We start from the raw sequence: 15,397 nt of genomic DNA, 5'->3' as shown, positions 1-15,397 counted from the left end.
CCGAGATCTACACGCGTAAGATCGTCGGCAGCGTCAGATGTGTATAAGAGACAGGCCTCCGCCGCCACCACCACCGCCTGCCGCAAAGACCGGGGCGAATATCGGCGGCACGAACAGCGCCACCACACATGCTCCCAGCACGACATACCTGATCAGGGGATTGCTCATGTCTGCTCCTGTGGCCTTGGTCAAGGGAGCCCCGGATAGGTGTTAACCCTGCACTGGCAGTGAATATTCCGGAGGGCTTGTGCGCTCACGCAGACGTCAGTGCGGCGTATGACAGTTACGCTGCCCTAAGCGCACGCGAGCATCAGACGCTGAAGCTACTGAAATGCCACCTCGGCAAAACTGCGCAGCTTACGCGAATGCAGGCGTTCCGACTCCTGGTGCTTGAGCCGTTCGAGCGCCTTCAGGCCGATCTCGAGATGCTGGCTGACGCGCTGCCGGTAAAATGCGCTCGCCATCCCTGCGAGCTTGATCTCGCCGTGCAGGGGCTTGTCCGAGACGCACAGCAAGGTGCCGTAGGGAACGCGGAAGCGATAGCCGTTGGCGGCGATCGCCGCAGATTCCATGTCGAGCGCAACGGCGCGGGATTGCGACAGACGGCGAATGACCGCGGCGCCGCTGATCTCCCAATTGCGGTTGTCGACGCTCGCGACCGTTCCGGTCCGCATCAGGCGCTTGAGCTCGAAGCCGGACAATCCCGTGACCTCCTCGACCGCCTCCTCGAGCGCGACCTGCACTTCGGCAAGCGCCGGGATCGGCACCCAGGGCGGCAGCTCCTGATCGAGCACGTGGTCCTCGCGGACGTAACCATGCGCCAGCACGTAGTCGCCGAGCCGCTGCGTATTCCGGAGGCCGGCGCAATGTCCGACCATCAGCCAGGCATGCGGCCGCAGCACCGCGACATGGTCGGTGACGTTCCGCGCATTGGAAGGGCCCGTGCCGATGTTGATCAGGGTGATGCCCTGATAGCCGGGCTCGACGAGATGGAAGGCCGGCATCTGCGGCGCGCGATCCGGCGCAGTCCCGCTCGTACCGCCGCCGAACCTCGCGTTGCGGGTGATCACGTTGCCCGGTCCGACGAAGGCCTCGATGCCGTCGTCGCCCGATGCGAGCCGCTGCTGGCAGAGTTGCACGAAGGCATCGACGTAGAACTGGTAGTTGGTGAAGATCACGAAATTCTGGAAGTGCTCGGGATCGGTGCCGGTGTAGTGATAGAGCCGCCGAAGTGAATAGTCGACGCGCGCCGCGCGGAACAGGGCCAGCGGCTCCGGCGCTCCGGGCGCCAGCGCGAGCGTGCCGTCGGCGATCGCATCATCCATGGCGGCAAGATCGGGCGTGTCGAACACGTCGCGCATGAGCCGTGTGCCGACCGTATCGCCCGTGCTGATCGCCGCCTCGATGTTGATGTCTCGCCGATAGGCGAAATGAATCGGGATCGGCTCAATGGACTCGCCGATCTCGACCGGCACACCGTGATTCTTGATCAGCAGGCTGATCTGCTCGGTGAGATAGGTCCGAAACACGTCTGGCCGCGTCACACTGGTCTCGTGCACGCCGGGTCCGGCAACGAAGCCGTAGGCCAGGCGCGAATCGAGCCGCGCATGGGTGGCGGTGGTCAGGCGGACGAACGGGTAGAACGCGCGCACGCGCGTCGTCGGCGACCTGCCGCCCAGATAGGCCTCGAAGTGATCGCGCAGGAATTTCGTGTTGCGCTCGTAGATCTCTTCGAGCCGGGCGACCGCAAGGCTCGCATCGGTGAAGGCTTCCGTGGCAATAGTCGGCGGGGTCTGGATCGGGGCGTGATGCATGTGTCTGACGCCGTTTCATGCTGAGTAGTCTGCTCGGAGCCAGAGTATAGCAACAACGGCGCCGCTCATTGCAACTCGTCATTGCGAGGAGCTCTTGCGACGAAGCAATCCAGGCTGCCGCCGCGGAACGATTCTGGATTGCTTCGCTACGCTCGCAATGACGATTGAAGCGGCGCTCCGCCTCACTTCTCCCGGAACGCCCGCATCAGCTGATCGTGCAGCGGCTTCATCAGGTAGGACAGCATGGTGCGGTCGCCGGTCTGCACGAAGGCCTCGACCGGCATGCCGGGGATCAGCTTGACCTCGCCGAGGCGGGCGACCTCTTCCGGCGGCATCGAGACGCGGATGGTGTAATAGCTCTGCCCGGTGCGCTGGTCGGTGGTGACGTCGGGCGAGACGCGGCTCACGACGCCGTTGAGCTCCGGCGTGGTGCGCTGGTTGAAGGCGGACAGGCGCAGCAGCGTCTTCTGGCCGACCTGAAGCTTGTCGATGTCGGTCGGATTGACTTTGGCCTCGACCTGCAGGTCGTCCTGCTGCGGCACGATCAGCATGAGGGTATCGCCGGCGGTGACGACGCCACCGACGGTGTGCACGGTCGATTGCAACACCATGCCATCCTGTGGCGCGCGGATGTCGACGCGGCGGAGCTGATCCTCGGCGGTGACCTTGCGCTCGATCAGCTCGCCGATCTTGTCGTTGGTCTCGCGCAAATCCTTTGAGACCTCGCTCACCATGTCCTTGTCGACCTGGATGATCTGCAGCTCGGTTTCGGTGATCTTGCCCTTGGCCTGGGCGCGCGAGGCGATGTACTGCGCGCGCTCGCCGTTGAGGCGGGCCGAGTCGCGCTCTAGCGTCGTCAGGCGCGAGAGCTGCACCAGGTGCTTGTCATAGAGATCGCGGACACCGGTGAGCTCCTGCTGCACCAGCACGATCTCCTTGTCCTTGGCGGTCTCCTGCGCCTTCAGGCCCTCGATTTCCTCGTTGAGCTGCTGGATGCGCTCACGAAGCTGCGCCTTCTGACCGGCACGGCCATTGACGCGGACGTCGAACAATTTGCCTTCACTGGCGAGCAGTGTCGCCACGTCGGGATCGCTTGCGCGATCGAGCAGCCCCTGCGGGAATTCGATCTTTGCAAGCCCGCGCTGCTCGGCCTGCAGCCGCGCCGCGCGCGCCTGGCCGGCGTCGAGGTTCTTGGTGACGATGGCGAGGTTCGCCTTGGTGACGGTGTCGTCGAGCCGCACCACGATGTCGCCGGCCTTGACCAGGTCGCCGTCGCGGGCGCGCACCTCGCCGACCACGCCGCCGGTCGGATGCTGCACCTTCTTCACGTTGGATTCGACGACGATCTGCCCCGGCGCGATCAGCGCGCCGGAGATCAGCACGGTCGACGCCCAGCCGCCGAGCCCGACGGCGAGCAGCAGCACGATCCCGAGACCGAGCAGCAGGTGAAACCTGATCGACTGCCGCACGCTTCTCTTTGCCGCGGGCTTGGCGCCCGCCATCGTCATCGAGCTCATGGTTTGGCCACTCCGCCTTCGCTGACGATCTTGATCGGCGGCGCCGGCGGGGCGACGCGCGGCTGCAGCACCTGTGCGAGCACCTGCTCCTTCGGGCCGAAGGCCTGCATGCGGCCGTCGCGCAGCACCAGGATCTGATCGACCGCCTCGACGCCAATCGGCCGATGCGCCACGACGACGACGATGGCCCCGCGCTCGCGCGCGGCGCGGATCGCGCGGGTCAGGGCTTCGTCGCCTTCGGTGTCGAGGTTGGAGTTGGGCTCGTCGAGCACGATCAGGAACGGATTGCCGTAGAGCGCGCGCGCCAGCGCCACGCGCTGGGCCTGGCCGGCGGACAACGCCGTGCCCTGCTCGCCGACCTGGGTGTTGTAACCCTCGCGCATCTTGATGATCATCTCATGCACGCCAGCCTCCTTCGCCGCGGCAATGATGGCATCGGAGGTCGCGTCGGGATCAAACCGGCTGATGTTCTGCGCGATACTACCGCCGAACAGCTCGACGTCCTGCGGCAAATAGCCGATGTGGCGGCCGAGCACGTCGGAGGCCCACTGGTCGAGCGCCGCGCCGTCGAGCCGCACCTTGCCGCGCACCGGCTGCCAGACGCCGACCAGCGCCCGGATCAGCGACGATTTGCCCGAACCGCTCGGGCCGATCACGCCGAGGCCCATGCCGGCATTGAGCGCGAACGTCACGTCCTGCACGATGACGCGCTGATCGCCCGGCGGCACGATGCTGACGCCTTCGACCGCGAGGCGGCTCGAGGGCGCCTGCAACTGGGTCGGCATCGCCTGGGCCGGAATCTGCTCCAGCAGGCGGCTGAGCCGCTGCCAGCTCTGCCGCGCGGCGACAAAGGACTTCCAGTGCGCGATCGCGAGATCGACCGGCGCGAGCGCGCGCGCCGAGAGGATCGAGCCCGCGATGATGATGCCGGCGGTCGCCTCCTGATGAATGACGAGATAGGCACCGACCGCGAGCACGGCCGATTGCAGCATCATGCGCAGCACTTTTGCGATGGCACCGAGACCGCCGGCGACATCGCTGGCGCGCTGATTGCCGGCGAGATATTTTTCGTTGGCCTCGCTCCAGCGCTGGTTGAGCCGGCCGGCCATACCCATCGCCACCAGCACCTCGGCATTGCGGCGGCTGGAAGCGGCGAGATCGTTGCGCTGTGCGGCGAGGCTCGTCGCCTCGCGTGCGGGCCGGCGGGACATGAACTCCGTCACCAGCGTGAGGCCAACCAGGATGATCGCACCGACCAAAGCCGTGACGCCGATCAGCCAATGGAAGGCGAAGCAGATGGCGAGATAGAGCGGCAGCCATGGCAGGTCGAAGAACGCGCTCGGTCCCATGCCACCGAGGAAGGAACGGACGTTGTCGAGGTCGCGCAGCGGCTGGAGGCCTTCGTTGCGGTTGCCGGCCAGGAGCGGCAGACGCACGATGGTGTCGAACACCCGCTTGTTCAGGGCCTCGTCGAGCGCAGTGCCGATACGGCCAAGGATGCGGCCGCGTATCAGGTCCAGAACGCCTTGCGCGATGTAGAGACCGCCGGCGAGGATGATCAGGCCGACCAGCGTCGGGATGCTGCGGCTGGGCAGCACCCGATCGTAGACCTCCAGCATGAAGATCGACCCGGTCAGATAGAGCAGGTTGATCATGCAGCTCATCAACCCGAGGCCCAGGAACGCAGCGCGACAGGCACGCAAGGCATTACCGAGTTCGGAACGGCGCAAGCCGGGAACCGCTGCCATCAGTCGCTTCTCATCGGATGAGGGGTAAAACCCCTGATTTCACAAACTAAATTTGGGGTACTCGACCCGGATTAATATCGCGTTTGTGGCTGTCGTCCAATGCACGACAGTTGATCAACAATCTCTGGCTCAAAACCTCTAGCGCAGCCGCGCTGCGGCGCAAATCCGGAATTCCACAGTTTTTGGAGCTGCCGCGACGAATTTATCATCGCGGCAGCCGGTTTTTCGCAGGAACCGCTAGAGCCGCCCGCCGCCGCGCACCAGGCGGACCACCAGAAGCAGAATGATGGCGCCGATTGCGGAGTAGATGATCTCCGAGACCAGCCCCACGCCGAGATGGATGCCGAGCCGCGGGAACAGGAAGCTCGCGACAAACGCGCCCGCGATGCCGATCACGATGTCGCCGATGATGCCGAACCCGCTTCCGCGTACCACCTTGCCAGCAAGCCAGCCGGCAACCAGGCCGACGAACAGGATGACGATGAGGCTTTGGCCAGAAATGTACATAAGTTGAAGTCCCTCTCCGTGAATGGGGGCGCATGGAACCCTCCCCGGGATGAATGGGAACTGAATGCCTGTCACGTCTCCCCAGGAGGTCTCACCCCGACAAAATGTCGAAAACAAACCAATGCAAAGTAGAACCGGCCTTTGGCTGGACGCGCGCGGTGGATCGCGGCAACTGCGTGCTGGTGCTTGAGATTTTTGAGGTGAGGAGCAATTTCAAAGTGAGGGGCACACCGCTCTCTCATTCCCTCCCCCCTTGCTGGGGAGGGGGCAGGGAGGGGGGGTGCCACGAACGCTGACCTCTCCCGGGGCTACCCCCTCCCCGCGCAAGGGAGGGAGTGCAGTGTGCACGTGGCTGGGCTTGAGATCGAAGGGAGCAAGCTACGAAGCGACCGTCGCCGCCTCCGCGAGCACGCACCTCGCCGCCCTGCCGGGTCCCACCTGCACGTTCGCGGGCAGTTGCTCCAGGCACTGCGGCTGGGCGACGGCGCAGCGGGGGGCGAAGGAGCAGTTGCGCGGTTTCTGGCCAAGCGAGGGCGGAGTTCCGGGGATGGTCTCGAGCCGCGCGCCGCGCTTGGCGCCGTGAATGGTCGAGGCGAGCAGGCCCTTGGCGTAGGGGTGCACCGGCGCGCGCACGATGTCGCGCAAGCTCCCCTGCTCCACGATCTGGCCGGCATACATGACCGCGACACGATCGCAGATCTCGATCGCCACGCCGATGTCGTGGGTGACGAAAATGACGGACATGCCGAACTCGCGCTGCAGCTCGCGCAGCAGCAAGAGGATCTGGATCTGCACGGTGGCATCGAGCGCGGTGGTCGGCTCGTCCGCGAGCAGGATCTTCGGCCGGCAGGCGAGCGCCAGCGCGATCATCGCGCGCTGGCGCATGCCGCCGGACATCTCGTGCGGATAGGCATCGAGCCGGCGCTTTGCGGAAGGGATACGCACGACCTCGAGCATCTCCAGCGCGCGCCCCCGCCCTTCCGCATAGCTTTTGCCTTCGTGACGCACTACGCTCTCGGCGATCTGCGCCCCGATGGTGTAGACCGGATCGAGCGCAAGCGCCGGCTCCTGGAAGATCATCGACACCGTCTGGCCGCGGAATGTAGAGAGCTCCTCCTCGCCCATGGCGAGCACGTCGCGGCCCATGACGTTGACGGTGCCCGAGATCTGCGTGCGCTTCTTCGGCAGAAGCCGCATCAGGGCGCGCAGCGTCACGCTCTTGCCCGAGCCGGACTCGCCGAGCAGGCCCAGCACCTCGCCGTCACCGAGCGAGAGATCGAGATCGTTCACGGCATAGACCGTGCGCTCGCCGGTGAAGCGGATGTTGAGGCCTGAGATCTCGACGAGCTTTGTCATGACGGCAGCTTCGGCACCTTGGCGTGATAATCGGTCGCGCGCTGGAACGTGGCGCCGATGGTGAGCAGGGTCGCTTCGTCGAACGCGCGACCTATGAGCTGCATGCCGACCGGCAGGCCGCCTTTGGTGAAGCCCGACGGCACGACCAGCGACGGCAGGCCGAGATAGTTCACCGGACGGGTGAACAGCGTCAGCCGCTGCAACAGCGCCGGCGCATGCACATCCCCGCCGACATCGCTCTCGGCGATCGTCGGCGCCGGCACCGGCGAGACCGGCGCGATCACCGCATCGACGCCGGCGATGGCCGCGTGATGGGCGGCAAGCGCAGGTCCGCGCCAGCGCATCGCTTCGAGATAGGTGATGGCGGGGACCGCAAGCCCGTTCTGGAGACGCATCAGCACCTGCGCGCCATAGTCCTGCGGACGTTCGATCAGCCAGCGCTTGTGGAAGGCGGCGGCCTCCACCGCCAGCACGAGCTGGCTCGCCGCCTGCAATTGCCGCTGATCCGGCAGCTCGACCTTGACGATGTCGGCGCCCTCGCGCTTGAGCACGGCGATGGTCTCGTCGAGCACGCGCGCCACTTCAGGATCGAGATCATCGACATAGAAGGATGTGGGCACGCCGATCTTGAGGCCCTTCAGCGAGCCTTGTGTCGCGGCAACGTAGTCCGCCACAGGCTCGGCGCTCGCTGTCGGATCCTCAGGATCAGGACCCGCCATCAGCGCGAGCAGCAGCGCGCAGTCCTCCGCGGTCTGCGCGAGCGGGCCGACGGTGTCGAGCGATTGCGACAGCGGCATCGCACCGGCGCGGCTGACGCGGCCCCATGTGACCTTGAGGCCCGTGACGCCGCAGAAATTCGCGGGCATGCGGATCGAGCCACCGGTATCCGAGCCGAGCGCGGCGAAGGTCAGCCGCGCCGCGACCGCCGAGCCCGAACCCGACGACGAGCCGCCGGTGATATGCGCGACATTCCAGGGATTGCGCACCGGACCATAATGGCCGTTGTGACCGGTCGGCCCATAGGCGAACTCGGCCATGTGCAGCGTGCCAAGCCGGACCTGGCCGGCATCCTTCAGGCGCTGGAGCGCCGTCGACGTCGTGGTGGCGACATAGTCGCGGCGGATCAGCGAGCCGCAGGTCACGACTTTCCCTGCGTCGTAATACATGTCTTTGTGCGCGAGCGGCACGCCGTGCAGCGGGCCGCGCACCTCGCCTTTGGCGAGCGCCTCGTCGGCCTCTTCAGCCGCCTTCAACGCAGCCTCCGACTCGATCGCCATGAAGGCGTTGAGATGCGGCTGCCACTGCGCGATGCGATGCAGCAGCGCGCGCGTCACCTCGTGCGAAGACAACTGCTTCATCGCGATCGCGCGCGCGACCTCGGTCAGCGTCATCAATGCGGGTTCGGTGCTCATGCCGGAACCTTCGTGGTTTGCGCCAGCACAAAGAGAGACGGCTCGAGATCCATCGGCAGCGTGCCGGCGATGGTCGCAAAGCCGTCGAACACGGGACCCATGTTGTTCGCGATACGAACCGCGATCTCGTCCTCGACGGGGACGCCGGCTGTGTCAGCCATGGCCTTGATGTCTTTTGCGGTCGGTCTTGTCATGCTGCTCCCTCTTGCGGCGCGCGGCTGTGGCCCGATCCCGGTATGGCCATATAGCAGGCGGCCTCGTGGCCCATTGTATCGAGCGCGGTGAGCTTTGGCGTTACTTTTGCGCAGAGCGGCTCCGCGAACGGACAACGGGTGTGGAAACGGCAGCCGGAGGGCGGATCGATCGGGTTGGGCGGATCGCCCGAGATCGGCGGCGTCTCGGTGCGCTTGTCCGGATCGGAGGACGGCATCGCCGCCAGCAACGCACGCGTATAGGGATGGGCGGGCGCGTCCCAGACCGCATCGACCGGGCCGAGCTCGACGACCTCGCCGAGATACATCACCAGCACCCGGTCGGAGATGTAGCGGACCACGTTGAGGTCGTGGCTGATGAAGAGATAGGTGAGCCCGAATTCGCGTTTGAGGTCGGCTAGCAGGTTGAGCACCTGCGCCTCGACCGACTTGTCGAGCGCAGAAACGGCCTCATCCAAAATCACCAGCCGCGGCGACAGCGCCAGCGCCCGCGCGATATTGACGCGCTGGCGCTGGCCGCCGGAGATCTCGTGCGGGTAGCGATTGGCGAAATTTTCCGGACGCAAGCCGACCTTGCCGAGCAATTCGCGCGCGAGCGCCCGGGCCGCGCCGTCGGTCATGCCGTGGACCTTGGGGCCGAACGCGATCGATTCCTCGATCGTCAGGCGCGGGTTGAGCGAGGCGTAGGAATCCTGGAACACCATCTGCATGCCCCGGCGCAGCTCGCGCAAGCTGAGCGCCTGGCCGACGGTCATGCCGTCATAGATGATGTCGCCGGCATCGCGCTGCATCAGATGCATCAGGAGCCGCGCGGTGGTCGACTTGCCGCAGCCGGATTCGCCGACGATGCCGACGGTCTCGCCCTTGGCAACGGAGAAGGACACGTTGTCGACGGCACGCACCGTGCGCTTCGCGCTGAACAGCTCGCCGCGCACGGGGAAATGCTTGGTCAGGCCATTCACCCTTAACAGCGGCTGCGCGACGCCACCGCGATCCTCGACGGGCTCCAGCATGGCAATGGAGGCGTTGGTGTCGATCATGATCGTCGCCCTTCACATCTCCCCATCGGGGAGAGGTCGGCGCGCAGCGCCGGGTGAGGGGCACAGGTCCCTCGATAAAGCGTACCCCCTCACCCAGATCGTATCTGACGATGCGATCCGACCTCTCCCTTTGGGAGAGGTGATCTTCGCCGCGGAGCCAGTGTCGGTCGATGTCGTCATCTCTTAGTTCCTGATGTCCATGGCGCTGCGCATGCCGTCCGAGAGCAGGTTGAAGCAGATCGAGACCGCGAAGATCATCGCGCCGGGCAACGCTGCGACCCAGGGATTGACGTAGATCGCGGTGCGCAGCGTGTTCAGCATCAGTCCCCACTCCGGCTCCGGCGGCTTTGTGCCGAGCCCGAGGAAGGAGAGACCGGCGGCCAGGATCATCGAGACCGAGATCAGGCTGGTCGCATAGACGAAGATCGCGCCCAGCACGTTGCCGAGGATATGCACGCGCATGATGGTGAACGCCCCCGCACCGGAGGCGCGCGCGGCCTCGACGAAATCCATGTTGCGCACGCCGGTGGTGACGCTTTCGGCGACGCGGGTGATCTGCGGCACGAACACGATGGTCAGCGCCACGATGGAGTTGAGGATGCCGGCCCCTAACGCACCGGAGATGGCGATAGCAAGCAGCACAGAGGGGAAGGCGTAGAACACGTCAACCGTGCGCATGATCGCGGTGTTGAGCTTGCCGCCGACATAGCCGGCAACGAGGCCGAGCGAGGTGCCGATGCCGAAGGCGAGGATCACCGGCAGAATGCCGATGACGAGGGAGAGACGACCGCCATAGATCAGTCGCGCCAGCATGTCGCGGCCGAGCTCGTCGGTGCCGAGCGGATAGCCCGTCGTGCCGATGTGGCGCAGGCGGCGAATCATCGAGCCCTTGTAGGGGTCCTCGAGGCCGAGCCACGGCGCGAGCAGTGCGGAGAGGAAGATCAGCAGCAGCACCAGCGCGCAGGCCATGCTGACCTTATCACGCATGATGCGGCGGCCCACTGTCGCCCAGTAGCCGCGCGCTTTCGTCGCGGGTGCGGCCTGAAGCGCTGCTTCGCTGGTGGCTGACAACGGAAGCTCGCTCATCGGCTAGCCCCGCTTGATGCGCGGATCGATCGCGGCTTGCGCGATGTCGACCAGCAGATTGAGAAAGACGAAGAACAGCGCCAGCACCAGGATCGTGCCCTGCAACAGCGGCAGGTCGCGCTGGAAGATCGCGGAGTTGAGCAGGAAGCCCGAGCCCGGCCAGGAGAACACCGTCTCGATCAGGATCGAGCCGCCGAGCATGTAGCCAAGCTGGAGGCCCATTACCGCCAGCGCAGTGGGCGCGGCGTTCTTGATGACGTGGCGGAACACACCAGTTTCGCGCAGGCCTTTTGCGCGCAGGGCCTCGACGAAATCCTGGCTGAGGATGTCGCCGGTGAGCGCGCGCACGGTTCGGGTGACGATGCCCATGGGAATCACGGATGTCGTGATCGCCGGCAGCACGAGATATTGCAGATGCGCCCAGTCCCAGGCCCATGCGCCGGAGCCGCCGGGGCCGGCGCCGACCGCGGGCAGCCAGTTCAGTTCGACCGAGAAGATGATGACGAGCAGCATGCCAAGCCAGTAATGCGGCACCGAGACGCCGGCGATGGCAAAGGATGTCGCCAGCTTGTCGATCCAGGTCTCGCGGAAATAGCCGGCGATCAGGCCAAGCAGGATCCCCATCGTGAAACCGATGATGGCAGCCGCGATTGCAAGCGTCACGGTGTTGCCGACCGCGCGCATCACCTCAGCAAGTACGGGCCGTCCCGTCGCAATGGAATTACCGAGATCGCCGTGCAGCGCGCGCAGCAGCCAGAGGCCGAACTGCACCGGCAGCGGCCGGTCGAAGCCGTAGGCCGCACGCAGTTGCGCCGCAAGCTCCTGTGACGCATCGGCCGGCAGCACGGCGACGAGCGGATCGCCGGGCGTGATGTGCACCAGCAGAAAACACACCAGCGCCACGCTGATGACGATCGGGATGACGTAGACGATGCGTCTGGCGATATAGGCGAGCACTGGTCTTCTTCCTTCCTTCTCCCCCTGTGGGAGAAGGTGGCGCGAAGCGCCGGATGAGGGGTTCTATCCGCGGGTACTGTCGTTTCAAATGCGAGAGGGTCATCCGCGGAGAGAGACCCCTCACCCGGCTTCGCTTTGCGAAGCCACCCTCTCCCGCAAGGGGAGAGGGTGCAGCGAGCGTGTTGCGCGAACTACGGCACCATCGACACCGGCGAGAAGTCGACGAACCAGCTCTTGGGCTGCACGAAGCCCTTCACCTTCGGGCTCATGGCGCGCGGGGCGACGTCGTGGGCGACGTAGAGAAAGGCGGCGTCGTCGACGGAGGCCGCGTGCAGCTCGGCGAGTGCGGCGTCGCGTGCGGCGGGATCGAATGTCTGCCGCGCCTTGGTGACCAGCTCGTCGAATTTGGGGTTGTTGATGTAGCCCCAATTGTTCGAGAGGGGCGGCGCCATTGACGACTGCAGGAAGCGCACCAGGGCGAAGAACGGATCCATCGCCGCATAGGTCACATTGACCGCGTTGGAGCCGTTGGCGGAAGCATCCTTGGCGCCGCGCCGCCAGTTGTTGACCAGCGTATTCCACTCGATGACGTCGAATTGCACGTCGAAGTAACATTCGGCGAGTGCCTGCTGGAGATATTCGTTCATCGGCAGCGGCATCATCTGGCCGGAACCCGAGGCCGAGGTCTGGATCTTGACCGCCACGTGCTTGTTGGGACCATAGCCCGCCTCTGCCATCAATTTCAGCGCGGCCGGCTTGTCATACTTGATCAGGAAGGTCGGATTACCGCGCCAGGGATGGCCGGGCTCGAAGGTCCCGGTCGCCGGCACCATGTATCCGCCGAGCAGGCCGTCTCGCAGGCCCTCCCGGTCGATACAGAGATTGGCCGCTTTGCGGACGCGGATGTCGCTCCAGGGCGAGCCTTCGACCCGCGAGAACTGCCACGGCCAGACATGGGGCTCTTCGTTGGAGTAGATGACGAAACCGCGCTGCTTGATCTGGGCAATCGCGTCGGGCGCGGGCGCCTCGACCCAGTCGACCTGCCCCGACAGTAGCGCCGCGGTGCGCGCATTCGCCTCCGGCATCGGCAACAGCACCATGCGGTCGACATGTGGAACGCGTGCCTTGTCCCAGTAGTTTTCATTCCTGGCGAGCTCCAGCCGCTCGCGCGGCGTAAAGCTCGTCATCTTCCACGGACCGGTGCCGGAGGCATCGCGTGCAAATGCTTCCCATGCGGCGGCCGATTTCGCCTTCGCATCAGCGCCGCTGGCGGCGTCATAAAGCTTCTGCCATTTCGCAGGGCTCGCCATGAACAGATTGGAGAGATTGATCGGCATAAAGCTGTCCGGCTCCTTCGTGGTCAGCTCCACCGCCAGGTCGTCGATCTTGCGAGCGGACAGCAGCGTCGGCATACGCGAGGCGGTGAGGCCGACCTGGCTCGGGTCGTATTGCAGGGCATCCTTGTTCAGCACCTTGTCAACGTTCCACACCACAGCATCGGCGTTGAAGTCGCTGCCGTCATGGAATTTCACGCCAGGGCGCAGCTTGAAAGTCCACTTCTTGTGATCGGTCTCGTCGACCTTCCACTCGGTCGCAAGCCCCGGGATCAGCACGCTCGGCTTGTCGGCCGAGGAGAGGTCCCACATGGTCAGTGCGTCGTACATGGTGAGGCCGGTGAAGCGATTGCCTTCGAATCCCTGATCGGGCTGGCCCAGCGTGCGCGGAATATCGGCAGCGGTCATGCCGATGCGCAGCACGGTTTCGGCACCGGCCGCACGCGGCCAGGCCGCGGCGGTCGTGAACGCCAGCGCCGCAATCAATGCTGCGCGGGTGGTTTTATCGATAAGCATCGCCTCAATCCTTTTCCGGCTTTCGATGATTATTTTTGATGCAAGCCTATGCAATGGCTGTGCCAATGGGGAAACTTATTCTGCAAATTGCCCCTGTGACGACAAGTCCTTGTGATGCTGCGCAGGCGAAGGTGCTACGCTGCCTATTCTGGCATCAAGATTGCAAGTTCGGCTCCAAATTATTCGTTGGGAGCCTTGGTCATGCGCAATCGAATCTCGACCGGTCTCGTCGCGCTTGCGCTGGCGTTCTCCGCAATCTCGGCACGTGCCGAAACCCTGGTGCGTTACGGCATCTCGATGGCGGATATTCCGCTGACCACAGGCCAACCCGATCGCGGCGCCGGCGCCTACCAGTTCACGGCTTACACGATCTACGATCCGCTCGTTGCGTGGGAGATGGACGTCGCCGACCGGCCGGGCAAGCTGGTGCCGGGGCTCGCCACCGAATGGAAGGTCGACAACACGGACAAGACCAAATGGCGCTTCACCTTGCGCAAGGGCGTGAAGTTTCACGATGGCAGCGATTTCAACGCCGATGCGGTGATCTGGAATCTCGACAAGGTGCTCAACGACAAGGCGCCGCAATTCGACAAGCGACAGAGCGCGCAGGTCAAGACCCGGCTTCCTTCCGTCGCGAGCTATGCCAAGATCAACGACGATACTGTCGAGATCACCACCAAGACGGTCGATTCCTTTTTTCCCTACCAGATGCTCTGGTTCCTGGTATCGAGCCCGGCACAGTATGAGAATCTCGGCAAGGACTGGGACAAGTTCGCAAGCCAGCCCTCCGGCACCGGCCCGTTCAAGCTCACGAAGCTCGTGCCGCGCGAGCTCGCCGAGCTCAGCAAGAATCCGGACTACTGGAACAAGAAGCGGATTCCGAAGGTCGACAAGCTCGTGCTCGTGCCGATGCCGGAAGCGCTGACGCGCACCAATGCGCTGCTCGCCGGACAAATCGACCTGATCGAGACGCCCGCTCCCGACGCCGTGCCGCAGCTGAAGGCAGCCGGCATGAGGATCGTCGACAACGTCACGCCGCATGTGTGGAATTATCATTTGAGCGTGTTGCCGGGCTCGCCCTGGACGGACATCCGCCTGCGCAAGGCGCTCAATCTCGCGATCGACCGCGACGCGGTGGTCGGGCTGATGAACGGTCTCGCAAAACCTGCCAAGGGCCAGGTCGATCCGTCCAGCCCGTGGTTCGGCAAGCCGACGTTTGAACTGAAGTACGATCTCACTGCTGCGAAGAAGCTGGTCGAGGAGGCCGGGTACAGCAAGGACAAGCCGCTGAAGACCACCTTCATCATCGCGCAGGGCGGCACCGGCCAGATGCTGTCGCTGCCGATGAACGAATTCCTGCAGCAGAGCTTCAAGGAGATCGGCATCGACATCGACTTCAAGGTCGTCGAGCTCGAGACGCTCTACACCCACTGGCGCAAGGGCGCGGCCGACGAGATGAATTCCGGCATCACCGCCAACAACATCGCCTACGTCACCTCCGACCCGCTCTACGCCATCGTGCGCTTCTTCCATTCGGGCCAGATCGCGCCGGTCGGCGTCAACTGGGGCGGCTACAAGAACCCGAAGGTCGATGGGCTGATCGACGAAGCCAAGCAGACTTTCGATACCGCGAAGCAGGACGAGCTATTGGCGCAGGCGCATGCCCAGATCGTCGACGATGCCGCGCTGGTCTGGGTCGTCCACGATACCAACCCGCATGCGCTATCGCCGAAGATCAAGCAGTTCGTGCAGGCGCAGCACTGGTTCCAGGATCTGACGACGATCGGGGTGGAGTGAGGGGGCGGCGCATGCTGCGTCATGCACTCCGATGTCGTCCTGGCGAAAGCCAGGACCCATAACCACCGGCCTTTGTTTTGCGGAGACTGGCGGTTGACAGC

At 64.7% G+C, this 15,397-nt stretch carries 13 protein-coding genes; 1 reads left to right on the top strand and 12 read right to left on the bottom strand.

The genetic code is table 11. The features are described from left to right. Nucleotides 1–33 precede the first annotated feature (33 nt). From Q2941_RS36710 to Q2941_RS36655, 12 genes are all read right to left on the bottom strand, one after another. A complete protein-coding gene (locus Q2941_RS36710) occupies nucleotides 34–168 on the bottom strand; it encodes a hypothetical protein (RefSeq protein WP_458195544.1) in 135 nt (44 codons plus the stop codon). A 155-nt stretch (nucleotides 169–323) separates the two neighbouring features. Next, nucleotides 324–1,814: an AMP nucleosidase gene (locus Q2941_RS36705; RefSeq protein ID WP_035661277.1), complete on the bottom strand. Its 1,491-nt coding sequence runs from the start codon at nucleotides 1,812–1,814 to the stop codon at nucleotides 324–326. A gap of 182 nt (nucleotides 1,815–1,996) precedes the next feature. Then, nucleotides 1,997–3,331 (bottom strand): HlyD family type I secretion periplasmic adaptor subunit, encoded by a 1,335-nt coding sequence (locus Q2941_RS36700; protein WP_254109205.1) that lies wholly within the window; start codon nucleotides 3,329–3,331, stop codon nucleotides 1,997–1,999. Then, a complete protein-coding gene (locus Q2941_RS36695) occupies nucleotides 3,328–5,079 on the bottom strand; it encodes a type I secretion system permease/ATPase (RefSeq protein ID WP_027521371.1) in 1,752 nt (583 codons plus the stop codon). Before Q2941_RS36695 ends, Q2941_RS36700 begins: the two co-directional genes overlap by 4 nt. A 237-nt stretch (nucleotides 5,080–5,316) precedes the next feature. After that, a complete protein-coding gene (locus tag Q2941_RS36690; protein ID WP_027521372.1) occupies nucleotides 5,317–5,586 on the bottom strand; it encodes a GlsB/YeaQ/YmgE family stress response membrane protein in 270 nt (89 codons plus the stop codon). 378 nt (nucleotides 5,587–5,964) lie between these two features. Continuing rightward, complete coding sequence (locus Q2941_RS36685; RefSeq protein WP_458195543.1) at nucleotides 5,965–6,942, bottom strand: ABC transporter ATP-binding protein; 978 nt, start codon at nucleotides 6,940–6,942, stop codon at nucleotides 5,965–5,967. Beyond that, nucleotides 6,939–8,354, bottom strand: coding sequence for an amidase (locus tag Q2941_RS36680; protein WP_458195542.1), 1,416 nt, complete (start codon nucleotides 8,352–8,354; stop codon nucleotides 6,939–6,941). Before Q2941_RS36680 ends, Q2941_RS36685 begins: the two co-directional genes overlap by 4 nt. Beyond that, on the bottom strand, nucleotides 8,351–8,548 hold the full coding sequence (locus Q2941_RS36675) for a hypothetical protein (RefSeq protein ID WP_458195541.1): 198 nt from the start codon (nucleotides 8,546–8,548) through the stop codon (nucleotides 8,351–8,353). The genes Q2941_RS36680 and Q2941_RS36675 overlap by 4 nt, the downstream gene beginning before the upstream one ends. Next, nucleotides 8,545–9,606: an ABC transporter ATP-binding protein gene (locus Q2941_RS36670; protein ID WP_458195540.1), complete on the bottom strand. Its 1,062-nt coding sequence runs from the start codon at nucleotides 9,604–9,606 to the stop codon at nucleotides 8,545–8,547. The genes Q2941_RS36675 and Q2941_RS36670 overlap by 4 nt, the downstream gene beginning before the upstream one ends. A gap of 183 nt (nucleotides 9,607–9,789) precedes the next feature. After that, nucleotides 9,790–10,692, bottom strand: a complete 903-nt coding sequence (locus Q2941_RS36665) for an ABC transporter permease (protein WP_458195539.1) — start codon at nucleotides 10,690–10,692, stop codon at nucleotides 9,790–9,792. Between the two features lie 3 nt (nucleotides 10,693–10,695). Further along, nucleotides 10,696–11,649 carry an ABC transporter permease gene (locus Q2941_RS36660; protein WP_027521379.1) on the bottom strand — a complete coding sequence of 318 codons (954 nt, stop codon included), beginning with the start codon at nucleotides 11,647–11,649 and terminating at the stop codon, nucleotides 10,696–10,698. Nucleotides 11,650–11,840: 191 nt separating this feature from the next. Further along, on the bottom strand, nucleotides 11,841–13,499 hold the full coding sequence (locus tag Q2941_RS36655) for an ABC transporter substrate-binding protein (RefSeq protein ID WP_027521380.1): 1,659 nt from the start codon (nucleotides 13,497–13,499) through the stop codon (nucleotides 11,841–11,843). 201 nt (nucleotides 13,500–13,700) lie between these two features. Here Q2941_RS36655 and Q2941_RS36650 point away from each other — a divergent pair, with 201 nt between their 5' ends. Then, nucleotides 13,701–15,296: an ABC transporter substrate-binding protein gene (locus Q2941_RS36650; protein WP_458195538.1), complete on the top strand. Its 1,596-nt coding sequence runs from the start codon at nucleotides 13,701–13,703 to the stop codon at nucleotides 15,294–15,296. Nucleotides 15,297–15,397 lie beyond the last annotated feature (101 nt).

Source organism: Bradyrhizobium sp. UFLA05-153 (genome assembly GCF_054185185.1).
This window is presented reverse-complemented; position numbering and strand designations above follow the sequence as displayed.

Bases quoted from the DNA above. Each gene is read 5' to 3' on its own strand.
- Q2941_RS36710 (WP_458195544.1), bottom strand. From the start codon at position 168: ATGAGCAATCCCCTGATCAGGTATGTCGTGCTGGGAGCATGTGTGGTG.
- Q2941_RS36705 (WP_035661277.1), bottom strand. From the start codon at position 1,814: ATGCATCACGCCCCGATCCAGACCCCGCCGACTATTGCCACGGAAGCC.
- Q2941_RS36700 (WP_254109205.1), bottom strand. From the start codon at position 3,331: ATGAGCTCGATGACGATGGCGGGCGCCAAGCCCGCGGCAAAGAGAAGC.
- Q2941_RS36695 (WP_027521371.1), bottom strand. From the start codon at position 5,079: ATGGCAGCGGTTCCCGGCTTGCGCCGTTCCGAACTCGGTAATGCCTTG.
- Q2941_RS36690 (WP_027521372.1), bottom strand. From the start codon at position 5,586: ATGTACATTTCTGGCCAAAGCCTCATCGTCATCCTGTTCGTCGGCCTG.
- Q2941_RS36685 (WP_458195543.1), bottom strand. From the start codon at position 6,942: ATGACAAAGCTCGTCGAGATCTCAGGCCTCAACATCCGCTTCACCGGC.
- Q2941_RS36680 (WP_458195542.1), bottom strand. From the start codon at position 8,354: ATGAGCACCGAACCCGCATTGATGACGCTGACCGAGGTCGCGCGCGCG.
- Q2941_RS36675 (WP_458195541.1), bottom strand. From the start codon at position 8,548: ATGACAAGACCGACCGCAAAAGACATCAAGGCCATGGCTGACACAGCC.
- Q2941_RS36670 (WP_458195540.1), bottom strand. From the start codon at position 9,606: ATGATCGACACCAACGCCTCCATTGCCATGCTGGAGCCCGTCGAGGAT.
- Q2941_RS36665 (WP_458195539.1), bottom strand. From the start codon at position 10,692: ATGAGCGAGCTTCCGTTGTCAGCCACCAGCGAAGCAGCGCTTCAGGCC.
- Q2941_RS36655 (WP_027521380.1), bottom strand. From the start codon at position 13,499: ATGCTTATCGATAAAACCACCCGCGCAGCATTGATTGCGGCGCTGGCG.
- Q2941_RS36650 (WP_458195538.1), top strand. From the start codon at position 13,701: ATGCGCAATCGAATCTCGACCGGTCTCGTCGCGCTTGCGCTGGCGTTC.